Origin of the sequence: Streptomyces sp. NBC_00510 (genome assembly GCA_036013505.1) — a bacterium.
GTDB lineage: Bacteria > Actinomycetota > Actinomycetes > Streptomycetales > Streptomycetaceae > Actinacidiphila.
Map to the genome: position 1 here is coordinate 846,630 of CP107851.1, position 19,445 is coordinate 866,074.

14 protein-coding genes and 1 pseudogene are annotated in these 19,445 nt (G+C 73.3%); 6 read left to right on the forward strand and 9 right to left on the reverse strand.

The window, feature by feature from the left end:
• Positions 1-39: 39 nt before the first annotated feature.
• Positions 40-1,572: a GntP family permease gene (locus OG937_03850; protein ID WUD70870.1), complete on the reverse strand. Its 1,533-nt coding sequence runs from the start codon at positions 1,570-1,572 to the stop codon at positions 40-42.
• A 287-nt stretch (positions 1,573-1,859) separates the two neighbouring features.
• On the opposite strand from OG937_03850, the gene OG937_03855 reads away from it, so the two are divergent.
• From OG937_03855 to OG937_03865, 3 genes are read left to right on the forward strand one after another with little or no spacing between them, the layout of a single operon-like run.
• On the forward strand, positions 1,860-3,092 hold the full coding sequence (locus OG937_03855; GenBank protein WUD70871.1) for a CoA transferase: 1,233 nt from the start codon (positions 1,860-1,862) through the stop codon (positions 3,090-3,092).
• A 1-nt stretch (position 3,093) separates the two neighbouring features.
• Complete coding sequence (locus OG937_03860; GenBank protein WUD70872.1) at positions 3,094-4,035, forward strand: hydroxymethylglutaryl-CoA lyase; 942 nt, start codon at positions 3,094-3,096, stop codon at positions 4,033-4,035.
• Between the two features lie 45 nt (positions 4,036-4,080).
• Positions 4,081-4,878: an IclR family transcriptional regulator gene (locus OG937_03865; protein ID WUD70873.1), complete on the forward strand. Its 798-nt coding sequence runs from the start codon at positions 4,081-4,083 to the stop codon at positions 4,876-4,878.
• A gap of 53 nt (positions 4,879-4,931) precedes the next feature.
• On the opposite strand, the gene OG937_03870 is transcribed toward OG937_03865, so the two are convergent.
• The 4 genes from OG937_03870 to OG937_03885 form a co-directional block, all read right to left on the reverse strand.
• The gene (locus tag OG937_03870) at positions 4,932-7,061 is read right to left on the reverse strand and encodes a bifunctional serine/threonine-protein kinase/ABC transporter substrate-binding protein (protein WUD70874.1); all 2,130 of its coding nucleotides are present in this window, start codon (positions 7,059-7,061) and stop codon (positions 4,932-4,934) included.
• A 4-nt stretch (positions 7,062-7,065) separates the two neighbouring features.
• Entirely contained in the window at positions 7,066-9,291 is a 2,226-nt protein-coding gene (locus OG937_03875; protein ID WUD70875.1) for a bifunctional serine/threonine-protein kinase/ABC transporter substrate-binding protein, read from the reverse strand.
• The gene (locus OG937_03880; protein WUD70876.1) at positions 9,284-10,156 is read right to left on the reverse strand and encodes a hypothetical protein; all 873 of its coding nucleotides are present in this window, start codon (positions 10,154-10,156) and stop codon (positions 9,284-9,286) included. Before OG937_03880 ends, OG937_03875 begins: the two co-directional genes overlap by 8 nt.
• Before the next feature lie 148 nt (positions 10,157-10,304).
• Positions 10,305-10,883, reverse strand: a complete 579-nt coding sequence (locus OG937_03885; GenBank protein WUD70877.1) for an adenylate kinase — start codon at positions 10,881-10,883, stop codon at positions 10,305-10,307.
• Positions 10,884-11,093: 210 nt separating this feature from the next.
• Here OG937_03885 and OG937_03890 point away from each other — a divergent pair, with 210 nt between their 5' ends.
• Positions 11,094-13,628 carry an alkaline phosphatase D family protein gene (locus tag OG937_03890; protein ID WUD70878.1) on the forward strand — a complete coding sequence of 845 codons (2,535 nt, stop codon included), beginning with the start codon at positions 11,094-11,096 and terminating at the stop codon, positions 13,626-13,628.
• Positions 13,629-13,699: 71 nt separating this feature from the next.
• On the opposite strand, the gene OG937_03895 is transcribed toward OG937_03890, so the two are convergent.
• From OG937_03895 to OG937_03905, 3 genes are all read right to left on the reverse strand, one after another.
• Positions 13,700-14,683, reverse strand: a complete 984-nt coding sequence (locus OG937_03895) for an aldo/keto reductase (protein ID WUD70879.1) — start codon at positions 14,681-14,683, stop codon at positions 13,700-13,702.
• A gap of 128 nt (positions 14,684-14,811) precedes the next feature.
• Positions 14,812-15,912 (reverse strand): M20 family metallopeptidase, encoded by a 1,101-nt coding sequence (locus OG937_03900; protein ID WUD70880.1) that lies wholly within the window; start codon positions 15,910-15,912, stop codon positions 14,812-14,814.
• A 39-nt stretch (positions 15,913-15,951) separates the two neighbouring features.
• The gene (locus tag OG937_03905) at positions 15,952-16,545 is read right to left on the reverse strand and encodes a DinB family protein (GenBank protein WUD70881.1); all 594 of its coding nucleotides are present in this window, start codon (positions 16,543-16,545) and stop codon (positions 15,952-15,954) included.
• 191 nt (positions 16,546-16,736) lie between these two features.
• Between OG937_03905 and OG937_03910 the strand changes: the two genes are divergently transcribed.
• Entirely contained in the window at positions 16,737-17,705 is a 969-nt protein-coding gene (locus OG937_03910; protein WUD70882.1) for a hypothetical protein, read from the forward strand.
• A gap of 335 nt (positions 17,706-18,040) precedes the next feature.
• On the opposite strand, the gene OG937_03915 is transcribed toward OG937_03910, so the two are convergent.
• Positions 18,041-19,072, reverse strand: a complete 1,032-nt coding sequence (locus OG937_03915) for an esterase-like activity of phytase family protein (protein WUD70883.1) — start codon at positions 19,070-19,072, stop codon at positions 18,041-18,043.
• Positions 19,073-19,135: 63 nt separating this feature from the next.
• Here OG937_03915 and OG937_03920 point away from each other — a divergent pair.
• Positions 19,136-19,371: pseudogene (locus OG937_03920) on the forward strand (IS5/IS1182 family transposase).
• The last annotated feature ends 74 nt before the right edge of the window (positions 19,372-19,445 follow it).

Consider the following 19,445-nt stretch of genomic DNA (forward strand, 5'->3'; position numbering starts at 1 on the left):
CGCCCCTTCCGTGACCGGCCACGAGAGGCGCGGCACGATTCACACGAACATCGACAACGGCAGGAGCAGCAGGAGGGCGACGACCGAGGCCACGGAGACACCGAGCGTGCAGCTCTTGAGCGTGCCGCGGGTGGTCTGGCCCATCAGGGACTGCAGCAGCCAGAAGGTGTTGCTCGTGACGTGCACCGCGAACAGCGAGCCCGCGCCTATGGCCAGCGCCACCAACACCGGGTCGAGACCGAGGCCGGGGGCGATCGGGGCGAGGATGCCGGCCGTGGTGATCGCGGAGATGGTGACGGAGCCGACGGCGAGGTGGAGTGCGGCGGCGACGGCCCAGACCAGCAGCAGCGGTGCGACGTGCCCGCCGGTGGTGAAGGAGCCGCGCAGGATGCCGCCGAGACCGGACGCCCCCACGACGGCGGCGAGCGAGCCGCCCACCGCGGTCAGGATGAGGATCTGGCCGCTGTCCTTGAAGCCGCGGACCAGGGCGCCTTCCACCCGTTCGCGGCCCACGGTGAACCGCGCGACGAGCAGCGTGCCGACGAGTCCGGTGAGCAGTGCCACCACGGGACTGGAGACGAAGGACAGCACCGGGTTGCGGGTGTGGGTGGCCTGGGCCACCGCGCCGCCGCCGATCATCAACAGGGCGGTCACCAGCGGGGCGAACCGTACGAGCAGCCGCGGGCCCTTCCCCTCGCCGCCCGGGAGCGCAGCCCCCACGGGCGTGGTCCGCAGCCCCGGCGCGGGGCGGTGCCGCAGGGGGCGGCCGGTCCCGGGCCGGGCACGTCCCGGCGCGGGGGCTCCGCCGACCACGGCGACGGCCGGGACGGGGTGGACCCGCGCCGCGTCGGCCTTGCGAGTCGTCTCCGTCTCCGGCCCCGGCTCCGGTTGCGGTGCCGCGGGGGCGGCCGTTCCGGGGGCGAGGGCGGCGTCTTCGTCGGTGGCGCTGTTCCACAGCCCGCGCCGGAACAGGAAGGACATGATCGTCACCGAGACGAGGACCGTGGGGACGATCAGCACCAGGCCCCACAGCAGCATCGTGCCCAGGGGCACGTGGAGCAGCGCGGCCAGGGCCAGCGCTCCGACGCCGGGCACCATGAGGACGATGCCGCTCTCGAGGCCGATCGCCAGTGCGGCGCCCATGCGGGCCGAGCCGAGCGGGCCGATCTTGCGGGAGGCGGTACGGGCGAGCGGTGCGCAGATGACCAGGAGTACGTCCAGGTAGATGGCCTGCAGCAGGGTGCCGATGGTGAGGGCCATGGAGTGTGGGAGCCGCCGGGGGCCGAAGACGCGGAGCAGGCGGTCGACGAGCTGCTCGACGGCGCCCATCTCCTGAAGGACCGCGCCCATGAGGACGCCGAAGGCGATCAGCAGGCCGACCTCCGCCATGATGTCGCCGAAGCCGGTGGTGATGGTCCTGATGGTCCGGGCCACCCCCAGACCGGTCGCGAGGCCCAGGTAGAGCGACCCCACCACCAGGGAGATCACCGGGTTCACGCGGAAGCGGACGATCAGTACGACGATGCCGGCCATCGCGACGGCGGTGTTGGCCAGTACCGGGACTTCGGACATCCGCGCTCCCTTGCACACACGGCGCCGGGGAGGCGAGTTCGGGCAGGCGCCCCATCGTGGTGCGGAAGCGGGCTCGTCCATGACCGGCTCTGAGTGAGACGGCGACTCATCATGAGGGTACTCCCCCGGTCCGGCACATGCACTTGCATGCTTCGGACACCCGATTCCGTGCAGGAAAGAGCACGTCTCACCCATTGAGAGGTACATATCGGACTTATTGACGCGAGCTCCCTTGACCCACATTATGGAAATGGACATCACGATATGGGTCTGCGAGGTGATGGCAGATGCCCGAACCCTTCGAACAGGACAGCGAGGCGCCGTCCGGTCCTCTCACGGGGCTGCGCGTCCTGGAGCTGGGCAATTTCATCGCCGCCCCGTCCGCCGGCCGTCTCATGGCGGACTTCGGCGCCGACGTCGTCAAGGTCGAACGGCCGCGCGTCGGGGACGAGCTGCGCCGCTGGCGGCTGCACGAGGGCGACACCTCCCTGCTCTTCCGCGCGATGAACCGCAGCAAGCGCTCCGTCACGCTCGACCTGCGGCGCCCGGAGGGCCGCGAGGTGGCCCTGGCCCTGATCGCCCGCGCCGACGTGGTGCTGGAGAACTTCCGCCCGGGCACGCTCGAACGCTGGGACCTCGGCCCCGAGCGCATGCGGGAGGTCAACCCGTCGGTGATCCTGGTCCGCATCTCCGGGTACGGCCAGACCGGGCCCTACCGCGACCGCCCCGGCTTCGGCGGCGTGGCGGAGGCCGTCGGCGGACTGCGCCACCTCACCGGCGACCCCGACCGCCCCCCGACCCGGGTGGGCATCAGCCTCGCCGACTCCGTGGCCGGTCTGTACGCCGTCGTCGGCGCCCTGGCCGCGCTCCACCGCCGCGCCGCGACCGGGCGCGGGGAGGTCGTGGACGTCGCCCTGTACGAGGCGGTGTACTCCCTGATGGAGTCCCTGACCCCCGACCACGACGCCTTCGGCGTCGAACGCGAACGTGCCGGCGGCGCCCTGCCCGGCGCCGCGCCGTCCAACACGTACGAGTGCCGGGACGGCATGTCCGTGGTGATCAGCGGCAACGGCGACGCGGTCTTCAAGCGCCTGGCGGTCGTCATCGGCAGGCCCGAACTGGCCGACGACCCGCGCCTGGCCGACAACGCGGGCCGCGTGCGGCACGCCGCCGAACTGGACGCCGCGATATCGGCCTGGACCGGTCGGCTGCCGTACGAGGAGGTCCTGCAGCGGCTGGAGGAGGGCGAGATCCCGTCCGGCCCGATCTACACCGCGGCCGAGATCGCCAAGGACCCGCACTTCGCGGCGCGCGGCATGCTCGAACGGCACCGCGTGGCCATCGCCCCCGGATGGCACCAGGACGTGGCCTTCCCCGGCGTCGTCCCGAAGCTGGCCGAGGCACCCGGCGGCACGCGCTGGCTCGGCCCGGACCTGGGCGAGCACACCGACGCCGTCCTCGCCGAACTGGGCATCGGGGCGGACCGCCGCGCCGAACTGCGCGCGCGGGGGGTGGTGTGAGATGACGGCCACGCCCGACCAGGTGGTGATCACCGATGTGCTGCTCCGCGACGGGCTGCAGAACGAGCCCGCCGTGCTCCCCCTCGTCGACAAGCTGCGGCTGGCCTACGGGCTGCTGGAGGCCGGGCTGCCCTCGCTGGAGATCGGTTCCTTCGTCAACCCGGAGAAGGTTCCGCAGATGGCCGGCACCGACCGGCTGGTGGCCCGGCTGCGGCCCGGGGAGTCCGCGCTGCTGCACACCCTGGTGTTCAACGAGCGCGGCGCGCGCCGGGCGATCGCGGCCGGGGCGCGCGACGTACGGCTCACCGTCTCGGCGAGCGACGGCCACAGCCGCGCCAACGCCGGGGTGCCGCGCGAGCAGGCGCTGGAACGCCTGCTGCCCGCGGTGGAGGTGCTGCAGGCCTACCGGGTGCGGCTGGAGGCCACCATCGCGACCGCCTTCCTCTGTCCCTTCGACGGGGAGACGGACCCACGCACCGTGGTGGAACTGGCCCGGCGGCTCGACGGGTTCGGCATCCGCGTGCTGCATCTCGCCGACACCATCGGCGCGGCCAGCCCCTGGCACATCCGGCGCACCGTCACCGCCGTCCGCGACGCGCTGCCCGAACTCCCCCTCGGCCTGCACCTGCACAACACGTACGGGATGGCGTCCGCCAACGTCTGGGAGGCGCTGCGGCTGGGCGTACGGCGCTTCGACGCGGCGCTCGGCGGCATCGGCGGCTGCCCGTTCGCCCCCGGCGCCGCGGGGAACCTGGGGACGGACGACCTGGTCAACCTCTGCCACCACGCGGGCATCGCCACCGGGGTCGACGTCCGCCGTCTCACCGCGCTGCGCGAGGAGTTGCGGGTGCTGCTCGGGCACCGGCTCGACTCCGCGCTGTCCGCGCTGCCGGCCGCGCCCGTGCCGCTGCGCACCCGGGTAAAGCCGGCTGACGTACGGTGAGTCCTCGTACGGGAAGGGCCTGGCCAGGACCGGAAGGACGCGGTGATGCGCATGGGCGGGAAGGCGGGGACCGCGCCGCTGCTGGTCCTGCAGAAGATCCGCCAAATCCTGGAGTGCTTCACCATCGAGCGCCCCGAGCTCAACCTCCAGGAGATCACCCGGGCCACCGGCCTGCCGGCGAGCACCTGCCAGCGCCTGGTGCACAACCTGCTGCGGGAGGGCTTCCTCGACCGTGACGGGGACACCTACCGCATCGGCCTGCACTTCGTGCAGTGGGCGGCGCCGGGGACCTTCGGCCTGGACATGGTGCGGCTGACCCGGCCCGCCCTGCGGCGGCTGCGGGACAGGACCGGGGAGACCGCCTGCCTCTACGTCCGCGACGGCGCCCACCGCACCGTGGTGTCGCTGGCCGAGGCCCACCACGTGGTGATGCGGATGTTCGCGGTGGGCATGGTGATGTCCCTGCACGCGGGCTCGGCCGGGAAGGTCTTCATGGCCTTCGACCCCACCGCCCGCCGGGACGCGGTCGGCCACGGCCTCACCCGGCACACCCCGCGCACCGTGGTGGACATCGACCTCCTGGACGACCAGTTGGAGGAGATCCGCCGCAACGGCTTCTCCGCCTCATTCGAGGAACGCGACATCGGTGCCGCGTCCATCAGTGCCCCGGTCTTCGGCAGCACCGGCGAGCTGGCGGCCGCCCTGGGCATCGGCGCGCCGACGCAGCGGCTTACCCCGGCCAACGTGGGCCGGCTCGCCCCCTGCGTCGTCGAGGCCGCCGAGGAGGCCTCCCGCTGTCTCGGCTACCGCCCCGGCATCCGGGGTGACGGCACCGCGCGCTGACGGCCCGGCACAAGGGAACGGCCAGGACGGCCGGGGGTGCCGGACGCCGGCCCTCACGTGTTCTTGCCGATGTCGTCGTGGCGGCAGACGAAGCGGGCCCGGCCGTCCTCCACGTGGTAGAGGAACCATCCGCCGTCCTGGCCGGTCTCCAGGAACTGGGACTGGCTCTCGTAGCTGAGGCGGCGGGTGATGCCCTGCCAGGGGGCGCGCAGGAGTTCCCCGCGCAGCGACTCGCGGTCGTCGCCGGTCCGGGCGGCGAGGCCGTGTGCGGCGAAGCGGACGGCGTCGTAGGCCTCGGCGGCCCAGGGCCCCGGGTCGCTGCGGTGGCGGGTGCGGTACGCGGTGGCGAACGCGCGGGTCCGGGGGTCCGCGGAGGCGTCGTCGTAGGCCGTGCCGATCCACCAGCCCTCGGCTTCGCGGAGGAAGGACGCGGACAGCACGTTCTCGTCGGCGACCCGGACGCCGCGGTGACCGGCGGCGCGCAGGGCCTTGGCGCAGGCGGCGGCGCGGGCGGGGGTGACACCGGCGAAGAGGACGGCGTCGTCGGGGCGGGCGGCGATGGTGTCAGCGGCGGCGGTGAAGCCCTTGCCTGCGGCCACTTCCAGGACGTCGACGGTGCCGTCGAGCTTGCCGTGGACGGTGACGATCTGGACGGTGGGCAGGCCCTCCTCCTCGTCGGCGAGGTCGTGGACGACGACCGTGCGCGAGGGCCGGACGACGCGGTTGAGGTAGCGCACCACGGCGCCGGGTCCGGCGGTGCGGGTGGGGCGCAGCACGAGGGCGGTGGTCGTGTGGACGACGTTGAGCTCCTCGGTGTCGGCGCGGGTCACCAGCAGGCAGACGCCGGCCTCGGTGCAGACCGGTACGGCCGCGGGCACGGCCCGGTTGGTGCCCGCCGCGATGACGGCGTGCACGTCGGGGTCGGCGGCGAGCCGGGCGGCAGCGGCGGCGGAACCGGCCGCGGTGCCCCGGTCGTCGGCGGTGCGCAGCGCGAGGTCGAAGGGCCGGTCGGGACGGGCGTTGTGCTCGGCGACCGCGATGCCCGCTCCGCGTTCCTGGGCCAGGACGGCCGCGGCCGAGCGGTCGCCGAGGACGCCGATGACCCGGGTCGGCAGCGTGCGCTTGCCGGTCCCGCCCGCCCCGCGGGACCGGCCCCACTGCCACCAGGCGGTGCCGCCGCCGATCGCGCCGACGCCGAGCGCGGCGGAGGCGGTGAGCAGCCGCCGCCGGGAGGTCCCCGCCTCCGGGGACGCGGCGGACGGCGGATGCGGGTCGGGGCCGGCGGCGGACAGCTCCGTCGGTTCCGGCACCGGCAGGTCGAGGACGCGACCGGCGCGGTCGGCGACCATCGCCGGCAGTCCGCCGGGCAGCCACGACCGCGGGTCGAACGCGCCGAACAGGCCGCGCAGTTCCGCCACCGTGGGGCGTCCACCGGCGTCCTTGGCGAGGCAGGCCCGCAGGGATGCGTCGAGTTCGCCGGGCAGGCCGGTCAGGTCGGGTTCCTCGTGCACGGTCCTGAAGAGCACCGCGGCGGCTCCCCCGGTGCCGAACGGGGCCCTGCCGGTGGCCGTGTGGGCGAGCACGCAGCCCAGTGAGAACACGTCGCTCGCGGGTCCTACGGCCCTGCCGCGGGCCTGTTCCGGGGACAGGTAGCCGGGTGAGCCGATGACGGTTCCGTCCGTGGTGAGCGCGGTCGCGCCGACGGCCCGGGCGATGCCGAAGTCGATCAGGCGCGGCCCGTCGGCGGCGAGCAGCACGTTGGCCGGTTTCACGTCGCGGTGGACCAGACCGGCGCCGTGCACGTCGTCCAGGGCCGCGGCCAGCGCGGCCGCCAGGGTGCGGACCTGCGCGGGCGGCCACGGCCCGTGCTGGGCGAGGGCCTCGTTGAGGGGCAGGCCGGGCACGTAGGCGGTGGCCAGCCAGGGCGAGCGGGCGTCCGCGTCCGCCGTGAGCACGGGCACCGTCCAGCGGCTCGACAGACGGGTCGCCAGCTCCGTCTCGCGGCGGAACCGGGCGAGGAAGCCGGGGTCCTCCGCGTATTCGGCGCGGATCACCTTCAGCGCGACCCAGGCGCCGTGCGGTGAGCGCGCCAGGTAGACGACACCCATTCCGCCGGCCCCGAGCCGCGCCACGAGTCGGTGCCCGCCGATCCACGCCGGGTCGGCGGGCAGCAGCTGGTCCATGGCCCTACTGGTTCTCCTGCTTCGGCAAGATCGGCCCGATCTGCTGGAAGCGTCCGTCGCGCACCTGGTGCACGTACGTCTCGCCGCCCATGTTCTGCGTCGTGGTGGCGTACTGGTGGTACTCGTTGAAGGTGTACGTGCGCGCGACACCCTGGTAGCTCGCCTTGGCGAGCCGCTGGGCGAGCGCGGGCCGGGCGGGCCGCCCCCCTCCGGAGGGCACGGTGCGGGCAAACTCCTGCAGCAGCATCCGGGCGCTGTCGTACGCCTCGGTGGCGTACGGTTCCGGGGTGCTCCCGTAGCGGTCCCGCCAGGCGGCGGTGAAGCGCTCGGCCTCCTCGGTCCCGAGTGCCGCCGGGTCGACGGCGGGCGTCACGGCGTACCAGCCTTCGCCGGCGGCACCCGCCAGGCGCGGCAAGTCCGAGCCGTAGAGCAGGTGGGACATCCACCGCCGGCCGGTGAAGCCCGCCCGGGCCAGTTGCCGGGCCGCGTCGACGGTCGCCTCCAGGGGGCCCAGGTAGACGAAGTCGTCGAGGTCCCGGGAGAGCAGGTCACGGACCGCGGCCGGGCCGTCGCCCGAGCCCTCCGCGACGACGCGTGGCACGACCTCCCCGCCGAGGGTGTCGCGCCACTGGGTCACCAGCACGCCGCCCTGGTCGTGCATGACGGACCCGCCGGACCGGTCGATGACCACCCCGGCACGGCCCAGCTTGCCGGTCACGAAGGCGCTCAGCGCGATCGCGGTGCCCTCTGCCTGGTGGGGCGCGCCGGTCTGGAAGGTGACGTCCGGGGACGAGACGTAGTAGTCGTTCTGCCCGGTGGTGCTGGAGACGTGCGTCAGCTTCGCGGCCGCGTAGACCCGCGAGGCGGCCCGCAGGGTCACCTCGCCGGTCGGGCCGAGCACGGCGACCACGTCGCGGTCGGCGGCGAAGTCGTGGGCGACCGCGACGGCCCGGTCGACGGTCCCGCCGTCGTCGCGGACGCGCACGCGGACGGAGAACGCGCGCTTGGGGTTCGCGTTGTGCTCGGCCACGGCCAGCCGCGCGGCCCGTTCGCAGGTGGTGGCCAGGGCAGCGTCCGGCCCGCCGCGGGTGACCTGTACCCCGAGCACGTACGAGGGCTCGGCGGCGGCGGCCGTCTTCTGTTCGGGGTCGTCGCGTCCCGCCGCCCACAGCGCCGCCCCCGAGCCGCCGCCCGCCAGCAGCAGCGCCCCTCCGACGGCCAGCAGCCGCCGCCGGGACGTGAGCCGCTGCCGGGGCGCCGACGGGGTGTCGCCGGGCTCGTCCACCACGGTGGGTTCGACGGCCGGCAGGGCGAGGCTCTCGGCGGAGCGTGCGGCGACCGTGCGGGCCACCGCGTCCGGCAGCCAGGCCGGGGGCGACGCGATGGCGCCCTCGGGGACGGCGCCTTCCGGGGCGGCGTCCCCGGGGCCGTCCTCGGAGAGCCGCCGCCGCAGCTCCTGCGGGGTGGGCCGGGCCTGCGGGTCCTTGGCCAAGCAGGCGTCGAGGACCTCGCGCAGCTCGCCGGTGACCCCGTCGAGGTCGGGCTCGTCGTGGACGGTCCGGTAGAGCAGGGCGTCGGGGGTGCCGGTGCCGAACGGCGGGCGGCCGGTGGCGGCGTACGCGAGCACGCAGCCCAGGGCGAACACATCACCGGCGGGGCCGGCTTGCTCTCCGCGGGCCTGTTCGGGCGAGAGGAATCCGGGGGTGCCGATCACCAGGCCCGAGGCCGTGAGCGCGGTGTCGTCCGCGGCGCGTGCGATGCCGAAGTCGATCAGCCGGGGGCCGTTGACGGCCAGCAGCACGTTGCCCGGCTTGACGTCGCGGTGGACCAGCCCGGCCTCGTGCACGGCGGCCAGGGCCTCGCCCAGCAGGGCCCCGAGGACCCGTAGCGCCGACGGCGGCAGGGGGCCGTGCTCGGTCACCGCCTCGCCGAGCGAGGGGCCGGGCACAAACGCGGTGGCGAGCCACGGCTCGTGCGCCGCGGCGTCGGCACCGAGCACGGGGACCACCCAGGGGCTCTCCACGCGCGCCGCGAGCTGCGCCTCCCGCGCGAACCGGGCGCGGAACTCGTCGTCGGTGGCGCTCTCCGCCCGGATCACCTTCACCGCGGCCAGCGCGCCCGCCTCGGAGCGCCCCAGGTACACCACGCCCATGCCGCCGGCGCCGAGCCGTCGCAGCAGCCGGAAGCCCCCGACGGACGCCGGGTCGGTCGGACGCATCGGCTCACTCATCGCCCGCACCCTCCGCTTCGTCGCCGGACACGCCGGCCTCCTTCGCCTGCACGGCGCCGAGCCGGTCGATGTCGGCGGTGACGTACGTGACCCCGGCCAGCGCGGCCTGTGTGACCTTCGACTTCTCGGCCTCATCGGCGCCGGCTGCGTGCCGCACGGTCGCCGCCACCGTCACCGGGCCGAGCCGGTGCTTGAACCAGTCGAAGCGGCGGGGTTCCCCGTCGCCGTCCACCACGTACTCGCCGAACTCGATGAGGTCGTCGTCGGACGTGGCGTTCCGCTGCTCGTCGTACGGGTCGCCCCGCGAGGCCATGCCCTGCACCCACTCCGTGGCGTTCAGCTGCTGCTTGGGGCAGCGCAGGGGTTCCTCCAGCGACACCGCCATGTCCCGGCGCGCGCCGACCACCGAGCTGTGCACGGTGACCGTCAGGGACACGTAGACCGCGCCCTTGCCGTCGTTGCCGTCGGTGTCCGGCCGGACGAAGGAGCGGGTCAGGCTGGCCAGGACGCTGCCCGCGAGCGGTTCGCGCCGCCACACGCAGTCCTCGCCCAGCACCGTCCAGGTCGCCGGCCCGGTCTCGTACGGCTCACGCTTGCGGTATCCGGAGCCGAAGTAGTCCGGCCGCACGGTCAGCCCCCGGACGAAGTCGGCCGCCTGCGCCCGGGTCTTGGGTGCCGCGCTCTCGGCCAGCGTGTACGGGTCGTTCACCGCCGACGCCGAGGGGGCCGGACTCGCGCTGCCCCGCCCGTTCGGGCTCGCCCCCGACGGCGACTTGGCGCCCTCGTCCGGTGTCCCCTCACTCGTGCACCCCGCCAGCAGCAGCGCCCCTGCCGCCGCCAGCAGCACCGGTCTGCGTAAGCCCACTCCCACCCACCCCTTCGCACTCTTCGCACCGTCTTGGCGACCGGCGACCGCCGCTTGCCGCGTGCACATGCCATGGTGCGCCAACTGGGGTGCTCAGGCTACGAGTTGAGATGAACCGTGACCCCCCGACCACGGCTCGGTGACAGTCCTACGGCCGCGTGACGACGGAGTCCCGCAGCGGCCCGTCCGCCCAGCGGGCCGCCTCGACCCGGCTCCGGATGCGCACCACGGTCAACTCCGGCCGGTCGTCCAGCAGTCGCGTCACCCGCGCGGCCGTCTCGCCGTGGGTGTTCCACGCCCAGCGGACGATGTGCTCGGGGTCGGTGAGGATCGTCCACAGGGGCGGCTCGACGTTGCCGTTCCACAGCCGCTGCCGGCGAAGGCGACGTACCAGGGTGCGCCGGATCACCTGGCGCATGACGCGGCGCCGGGGGAGGTCCAGCCAGAGCAGCACGTCGGCGCGGGCGGCGAGGTGGGCGCGCACCGAGCCGTACTGCCACTCGGTCACCCAGCCGGGCTCGGCGCTGAAGCGGTGGACGTCGGCCTCGAACGAGGGGCGCCTGGTCCAGCCGGGGCCGTGGAAGAGCGCGTCGATCTCCACGTGCGGCACCCGCAGCGCGGCGGCGACACGGGCGGCGAGCGTCGTCTTGCCCGCGCCGGACGTGCCGGCGACGAGCACCCGCCGTGGTCGGTCGGGCAGTGGGTCAGCCGGTCCCAGGAGTGGCACGCCGCCACGGTAGCAACGCCGTCGCCGGCCACCGCGCGGGGGCGCACCGACGCAAGCCGGCCGGGCGGCTCTCCCAGGCTCCCCGCGACCACCCCGCCCGTCAAACGACGCCGACGGCCCGGCACCGAACGCGCCCGACACGTACTGGACACCGTCCCTTCCCCGCAGCGACACCCGTCCGGCCGTACGGCTGCTGCACGATCTTGGGACGTGACCACCAGCCCTGCACTGCGCACCCTCGACCGCCGCCGTTTCCTCGCCCTCGCGGGGGGCACCTTCGGGGTCCTGGCCGCGGGCCAGTTGACCCAGGCGCTCTCCGCGCGCGCCGCGGAACTGGACCCCGCGCCCTTCTCCCTCGGCGTCGCCTCCGGTGACCCGGACCACCACAGCGTCGTGCTGTGGACCCGCCTGGTGCCCGACCCGCTCGACGCGGAGACCGGCGGCATGCCCGCGACGCCCGTCGAGGTGCGGTGGGAGGTCGCGAAGGACGAGTCCTTCCGGAAGGTCGTCGCGAGCGGCGCCGTGACGGCGCTGCCCGAGTCCGCGCACACCGTGCACGTCGTCGTGGACGACCTCGCCCCCGACCGCTGGTACTGGTACCGCTTCCAGTACGGCGAGGTCCGAAGCCGCACCGGCCGCACCCGGACCATGCCGTCGCCCGGGGCGAAGGCCGACCGGCTGCGGTTCGCGTTCGTGTCGTGCCAGTCGTGGACGGGCGGCGCCTACCCCGCCTACCGCGACCTGGCGGAGCAGGACCTCGACTTCGTCCTCCACCTCGGCGACTACATCTACGAGACGACCGACGGCGGCCTCACCGAGTTCCGCCGCCTGCACGCCCTGTACAAGACCTCGCCCGAACTGCGGGCGGCCCACGCCCGGTTCCCGTTCTTCGCCACCTGGGACGACCACGAGGTCCAGAACAACTACGCGGCCGACGTGCCGGGTGGCGCCGGTGACGGCCGTCCCTTCCTGGAGCGCCGCGCCAACGGCTACCAGGCGTACTACGAGCACCTGCCGCTGCGGCCCGAGCAGCGGCCCACCGGCCCGGACGCGCTGATGTACCGTCAGGTGCGGTTCGGGAAGCTCGCCGAGTTCAGCGTCCTCGACACCCGCCAGTACCGCACCGACCAGGCGTACGGTGACGGCCGCAAGGAACCGGGCCCCGAGGTCTGGAACCCGGAGCGCACGATGACCGGCCCGGAGCAGGAGAAGTGGCTGCTCGGCAACCTGGACCGCTCCAAGGCCCGGTGGAACGTCATCGCCCAGCAGACCATCATGGCCGCCTTCGACTACGACCTCGGCCCGGGGAAGATCGTCAACCTCGACCAGTGGGACGGGTACGCGGGTGCCCGCGCCCGTATCCTCGACTTCCTCGCCGACCGCGACGTCGCCAACCCGGTGGTGCTCAGCGGCGACTGGCACACCCACTGGGTCAACGACCTCAAGACCGACTTCGACGACCCGCACGCGCCGGTCGTCGCCACCGAGTTCGTCGGCACGTCGATCTCCTCGGGCGCCGGCTGGGACGCCGACGTGCGGGCGGGTCTCGTCGCCAACCCGCACGTGAAGTTCTACAACGGCACCTACCGCGGGTACGTGATGTGCGACGTGACCCGCGACCGGTGGCGCGCCGACCTGCGCATCGTCCTCAAGGGCGACGACGCGGCCTCCCCGGCCTTCACCATCGCCGCCTTCGAGGTCTGCGACGGGCACCCCGGGGCCCGGCGGATCGACGCCGGCGACGGACTGGTCGGCCGGATCACCGACAAGGTCACCGGCAAGCCGCTCGCCAACGTCCAGGTGACGGTCACGGCGGCGGACGGCACCCGTTTCGCGGCCGTCACCACCGACACCACCGGCGAGTACCTGGCCTTCGCGCCGCCCGGACAGTACGCGGTCGCCGTGGGCGGTGTCGGCTACGAACCGGCGACCGCCACGGCCACCGTGCGCGCGGGCGCGCAGACCCGGGGCGACGTGGCTCTGACGCGTGCCGCCGTACGGGCCGGCACCGGCCGTCCGGTGCCCGGGCCGCAGTCGCAGGCGGCGGCCACGGACGTCACGCTGTCCAACGGCATGCTGTCGCTGGCCGTCTCCGCGGGCTCCCAGGACCCGCAGCTGTCCGGGGTCACCCTCGGCAAGCCGCTGGACCTGGCGGCCGTGGGCCACCTGGACCAGCTGGACTGGATGAACCTGCCGTACGCCTCGGCGGCGCGGCCGCGCGGGAGCAACGCCTGGCAGCAGCTGACCGTGCGGTCCACCGCCCTGGAGGTGCTCGCCGCGGGCGGCCCGGTCGCCTCCGCGCGCGCCACCGGGGCGAGCACCCAGGTCCCCGACGTCGAGGTGGTCACGACGTTCGCGATCGGCGACGGCGAGCCCTGGGTGACCGCCGAGAGCGTCTTCACCAACCGGGGAACGGAGTCCCGCACCTTCTGGCTGGGCGACGTGCTGGACCACGACGGCGCCGGCCAGCGCAGCGGCGTCGCCGGGCACGGCACCGTGACCGCCTCCGCCCCGGCCGACTTCGAGCCGACGGCCCCGTGGGTGGGCATGACCGGCTCCGACGGTCAGACGTACGGGCTGCTCTACGACGAGCCGGGCTTCACCGTGTACGCCTGCGGGATCTGGGCGATGACCCAGCGTGAGGTGACGATAGAGCCGGGCACCGCGTTCACCCTGCGGCGGCGGATCGCCGCCGTCGACAACGGCGGCGCGGCCGACCCGTTCGCGGTGCTCGCCTCGCTCTGATCCGGGCTCGGAGCCGACGCGGCGGCGGTCCCCCGGTCGCGGGGACCGCCGCCGCCGCAGCGCTCGGCCGGTCAGCGGTCGGTGGACTCCAGCGCCCGCGCGGTGTAGCGCGCGCCGCTGACCTCCCGGGCCGGGACTGCGGCGGCGAGCGCGGCGCGTTCGTCCTGCGACAGGACGAGGTCGGCCGCCGCGGCGTTCTCCTCGAGGTACTTCCGCCGCTTCGTACCGGGGATGGCGACGGCCCCCCGCGCGTCGACCCAGGCGAGCGCGACCTGGCCCGGTGTCGCACCGCGCGCGTCGGCGATCTCCCGTACGCGCTCAACCAGGACGAGGTTCGCGGCGATGTTCTCCGGCGAGAAGCGGGGCAGCCCGCGCCGCGCGTCGTCCGGCGCCAGGTCGTCGACGCTGCGGATGGCCCCGCTGAGGAAGCCGCGGCCCATGGGCGAGGAGGCGACCAGGCCGATGCCCAGTTCGTCCATCGTCGCCTTGCGGCCGTTGTCCAGCAGGTCCTGGGTGAACAGCGACATCTCCGACTGGACCGCGGTGAGGGGGTGGACCGCATGGGCCCGGCGGATGGTCTCCGAGGAGACCTCGGAGAGCCCGATGTAGCGGACCTTGCCCGCGGTGACCAGTTCCGCCATCGCGCCGATGGTGTCCTCGACCGGCGTCCCGGGATCGACCCGGTGCATGAAGTAGAGGTCGATCACGTCCGTGCCCAGGTGGCGCAGCGAGCGCTCCACGGCCCGGCGGACGTGCTCCGGCCGGCCGTCGAGGGGACCGGGCGTGCCGTCGTCGGCGAAGTCGAGGCCGAACTTCGTCGACAGGACGACCTCGTCCCGGCGGTGTCCGAGGGCGCGGGCGATCAGCCTCTCGTTCTCGAAGGGGCCGTAGGACTCGGCCGTGTCGATGAACGTGACGCCCAGGTCGACCGCGCGGTTGAGCGTGATCACGGACTCCCGCTCGTCCCCCGCCCCGTAGTCCACGCTCATCCCCATCGCACCCAGGCCCTGCACCGGCACGCGTAGTCCCTGGCCGCCGAGGTCCACCGTCCGCATCGCGATTCCCTCCCGCAGTGGTGTCGATCCGCCCCGGTGCGCCGGTGCGCACGGCGGTCGTCAGCTACCTGCATGACCGGGCAGCTCCCGTGTCCGTGACACCGGCGGCGACGGGGTGTGCACCGCGGCTACGCGTCCCGGATGGCGTGCACCAGGCCCGCGACGAGGGTCGCCCGTTCGGCCATGGCGTCGACGACCACGTACTCGTGGTCGGCGTGCGCCCCGCCCCCGACCGCTCCGAGACCGTCGAGGGTCGGCACTCCCAGCGCGGCGGTGTGGTTGCCGTCGCTTCCGCCGCCGACGGCCCTGCCCTCGATGCCGGGCAGCAACCGCTGCGCCAGGGCGAAGAGCGCGGCGGACGCCGACTCCGGCATCGGGGGCCGCCGGACGCCGCCGCGGACCGAGATGGCGGCACCCTCCAGGTGCGGGGTCAGAGCGGCGAAGCCGGCTTCGACACGTTCCTTCTCCTCGGCCGTCTCGACCCGTACGTCGGCGACGACGGTCGCCTGCGCGGGCACCACGTTGTCGACGGTCCCCGCCGACGCCACGGTCGGGGTGACGGTCGTACCGGCCTCGGGCCGGCTGAGCGCCGCGACGGCCAGCACCTGGTGCGCGGCCTCGACGAGGGCGTTGACCCCGGCCTCGGGCTCCAGTCCCGCGTGCGAGGCGCGGCCGGTGACGGTGACCTCGAACGTGCCGCAGCCCTTGCGGCCCGTCTTCAGCGCCCCGCCCTCGGCCGCGCCCTCGAAGACGAGCACGGCGCCGCAGGCGAGGGCCCGCTCCTCGATGAGGGCCCGGGAGTGGGGGGAGCCGACCTCCTCGTCGCAGGTCACCAGGATCTCGACGCCCGACCGGTCCTCCAGGAGCGCCACACCGTGGACGGCCTGCACGAGACCGCCCAGCATGTCGAAGACGCCGGGGCCGGTGGCGTGGCCGCCGGCGACGGTGAACGGGCGCCGTGCGAGGGTGCCGAGCGGGAACACCGTGTCGTGGTGTCCCAGGATCAGCACCTTGGGGTCGCCCCCGGAAGACCAGCGGACGTGCGGCCCGCCGGGGCTCTCGACGCAGACGGCCTGGCCGCCGAGGCGCCTTTCGATGACGCCGGCGACGGCCTTGGCCGATACCGTCAGGGCGTCGACGTCACGCGAGGGGGACTCGACCTCGACGAGCGTCCTGAGGTCCTCGATCATGGCGTCGACACTCACGGGGCCGATCTTGTGCATCGTCATCCCGCCAGGGTAGTGAGCACACCGGCCGGTACGCTCACGTCAGTTGCCGGCCTCGCGTGCCACGCGCTCGAGCCGGCCGCGGTACTCCTCCCACCAGGCCCGGTCGTCCGAGGGGATGTTGTCGTTGCCCTGCAGGAAGCCGACGCTGCCGTCGATGAGCTCGCGGAGGATGTCGGCGTGGCCGGCGTGCCGCTGGGTGTCCGCGATCACGCGCACCAGGACGTGGCTGAGGGTCGTCGCCCGGCGGTCCTCCGGCCACCACGGGACGTGGCCGACCGCGTCGAGCGGCAGCGCCTCGATCGTGCTGTCCGCGTGCTCCCAGGCCCGGCGGTACAGTCCGGTGATCTCCTCGCGCGTCTCGTCGGCCGTGGCCCACATGTCCGCGTTGGCCTCCGCGTCCTCCCGGTACCAGGAGGGCCGCTCCGCACCGAAGAACGGCCGCCCGAAGGTGTCGCCCAGGTAGCCCAGCTCCACACCGGCGGCGTGCTTGACCAGCCCCAGCAGGTTCGTCCCCGTGGGCGTGAGGGGGCGGCGGACGTCGTACTCCGACAGCCCGTCCATCTTCCACAGCAGGGTGTCCCGCGCGTCCTGCAGGTACCGGAGGAGGTCCGCCTTGGGATTCGGTTCGATCATGCCGGGAAGTCTCCCACCCGGCACCGACAGCGGCCCCCGTGCGCGGGCGGTCGCGGACGCGGAGAAGCCGGGCGGCGCGCAGCGGTCGGCGGTCTGCCCTTCACCCTCCGCTCCCCCGGAGTTCGCGTGGACGATCTTCGGCCGCGTCAGGGTCGAACCCTGCCCTGTCACCGGATACACCGAGGGGAACCATGCGCGTACGGACCAAGATCGCTTCAGCCGCGGCAGCCTGCCTTGCGGCGGCGGCACTCATGGCGGCCACGGGCCTCGGATCCGCCGAGGCCTCGACCCCGGCGGTCGCGAAGGCGGCGGTCGCGAAGGCGGCGGTCGCGAAGGCGGCCCCCACGGAGTACACGGCCGAACTCCGGCACACCTTCGCCGCCTTCGACGCGCGGCAGGGTGTGGCCGTCGACCGGAAGTACTTCTACGCCGTCAACAACCAGACCATCACCAAGCACGACAAGGCGACCGGCAAACCTCTCCTGCAGTTCGTCGGCGACGCCGACGGCCCGATCATCCACATGGACAGCGCCACCGTGGTCGGCGACAAGCTGTACGCGGCGACCTCGAACTACAACACCACGCCCGAGAAGAGCTCCGTCGAGGTGTTCGACACCCGGACGATGAAGCACATCGACACCTTCGGCTTCGGCATCGACCGCGGCTCGCTGACCTGGCTGGACCGGCACGACGGGGCGTGGTGGGCGGCCTTCGCCAACTACGACAAGCCCCCGGCGGGCTCGACGGAGCCGTACGGCGGTACCGACAACACGCAGATCGTCAAACTCGACGACCGGTTCCGGGTCGTGGAGGCCTGGACGCTGCCGCAGGAACTCCTGGACAAGATCCGGCCGATGAGCAACTCCGGAGGTTCGTGGGGCCCCGACGGCCGGCTGTGGATCACCGGCCACGACTACGACGAGGCCTACGTGATGGACGTCCCGTCCGAGGGCTCGGACCTGCGCTGGGTGGCGACCGTCAAGCTGCCCGACGTCGAGGGCCAGGCCATCGCCTGGGACCGCTCCGGCAGGACCCCTGAGCTGTGGACCATCAAGCGCTCCACCGAGCAGGTGCTGGTCTTCCAGGCCCCCTACACCTCGATCGAGGACCCGCACACCCGCCAGTGGCGGGTCGTCGGCCCGGGCGACTTCGTGGAGTGACGTCGCTCGCGTCCGCCGGGCGCCGTGGGGCACCCACGCCACCCGGCGGACGCCTCCTCATGGCCGGGGTCCATGTGCGGCCCGTCGATCACGGCGAGGCGGCACCTCTTGTGCGGCAGATCCTCATCGAGCGGCAGCGATTTTCCCGTGTCTGACCCTGCTTGCGAATGAAGGGTGGCGGCTGCGAGAGTCACGCCGTGCCCTGTCCCCGAACGGCGAGTTCGTCGGGGGCGGCTACCGGGGCGCCGGCAAGCAGCACCATTCCGCGCCGGGCCCGTGCCCGATGCCATCTCATCCGCCTCCGCACGCCGGCTCCCGGACCAGGCGCATGGGACTCAGAGCTCGGGCAACCGTATGGTCAACCCGTACAGTCGGGTGGTCTGCATGTCGCTCTGGTTGTCGTCAGTGACCATGAGGACCTTCAAACGACCGTCCGGGGTGGTCCCGGTGATCGTCATGCCCTCGATGTTGCCGAGCAGGGGGTTGGCCTGCGACTGCTTGTTCGTGGCTCCGAGCGGCGGGCAGTTGACCATGTCGACCAGCAGGGTCTTGTTCATCAGGGAAACGTCGTCCTGGCCGGACAGGTTCTCGACGTGGGTGATGTCGTCCGCTTCGCGCGGGTCGGCGAGATAGACCCGGATGATATTGCCGACGCTCTTGTCGAAGCCCCGCTCCAGAACGAGGAGCCTGCCGTCACCGGACGCGCAGATGTCCGACAGCAACAGGCCCTTGTCGCGCACGTAGCCCCACTGCACGCCGATCCGGAACTCGTCGCCGGTCGTCTCGCGTTTCCACGCCTGGAAACGCACGTAGGCGCTCTCGTCACCCCTCAGCGCGCCCTCCATCGACGCCACCAGGGTGAGGCCGCCGGGCTGCATGGCGAGGCCCTCGAAGGTCTCGTTGACCACGGCCCGGCCCGCAGGCGCGAGGAGGAGGCTGTCCGGCACCGGCAGCCTGTCGATGAACTTTCCCTCCGGGGTGTAGCGACGAACGGCCGGTTCCTCGGAGGCGATCAGGAGCGTGCCGTCCTCATCGAAGACCAGGGCCTCGAAGTCCGTCTCCTTCCCGTTCTCGTCGTACAGCGCCACGACTTCGACGGGCTCGTGGGTGGCGGCGTCCAGGTGGAAGAGCAAGGAGCGGTCCGCGAGGGCGGCTACACGTCCCTCGGGGCTGACCGCCAGGGCCGACATGTTGCCGACGAACTTCTCCTCGAAACAGGTCTTGTCGAGGGCATCGGAGAACCATTCGACAACGGCCCAGGCGGAGCAGGCGTTCGGCTCCGAACCCTCAGAAAATTCGGTCATCGTAAACCCCTTCACATTGGGTCGAAAACCCTCCACACCGGACTTCTCGGCCGTGCCCGTCACCTGGGATGTTCTCGCAGTAAGTTCCGGCGATTCCTCACTACCGCGCGCGAAGGCGTTGCCGCCATGGAGCGATCCCGCTGCGCGGGAGTGATCACGGCGTCGGAACCCTACTGGATGGCCTCGTTCGCCGGACCGAGTCCGCGGCAGTCCGGCAAGCCAGTGATGACGATGCGCGGCCACGGCGAGGACACGGTCAGCACGAGCCGCCCCTGACGCCCCCTGGAGGACCGGATACCGGCGGTCGCGGCGGATGACGCGCAAACCTCACGATGCGACAGTTCGCCCCGCTGTTTGGTGTCCGATGCGCTCGCGGAAGCGGAAGTCGGTGCGGAACCCGCCGTTTCCGATCCGATCTCATGGCGACAAGGATGCC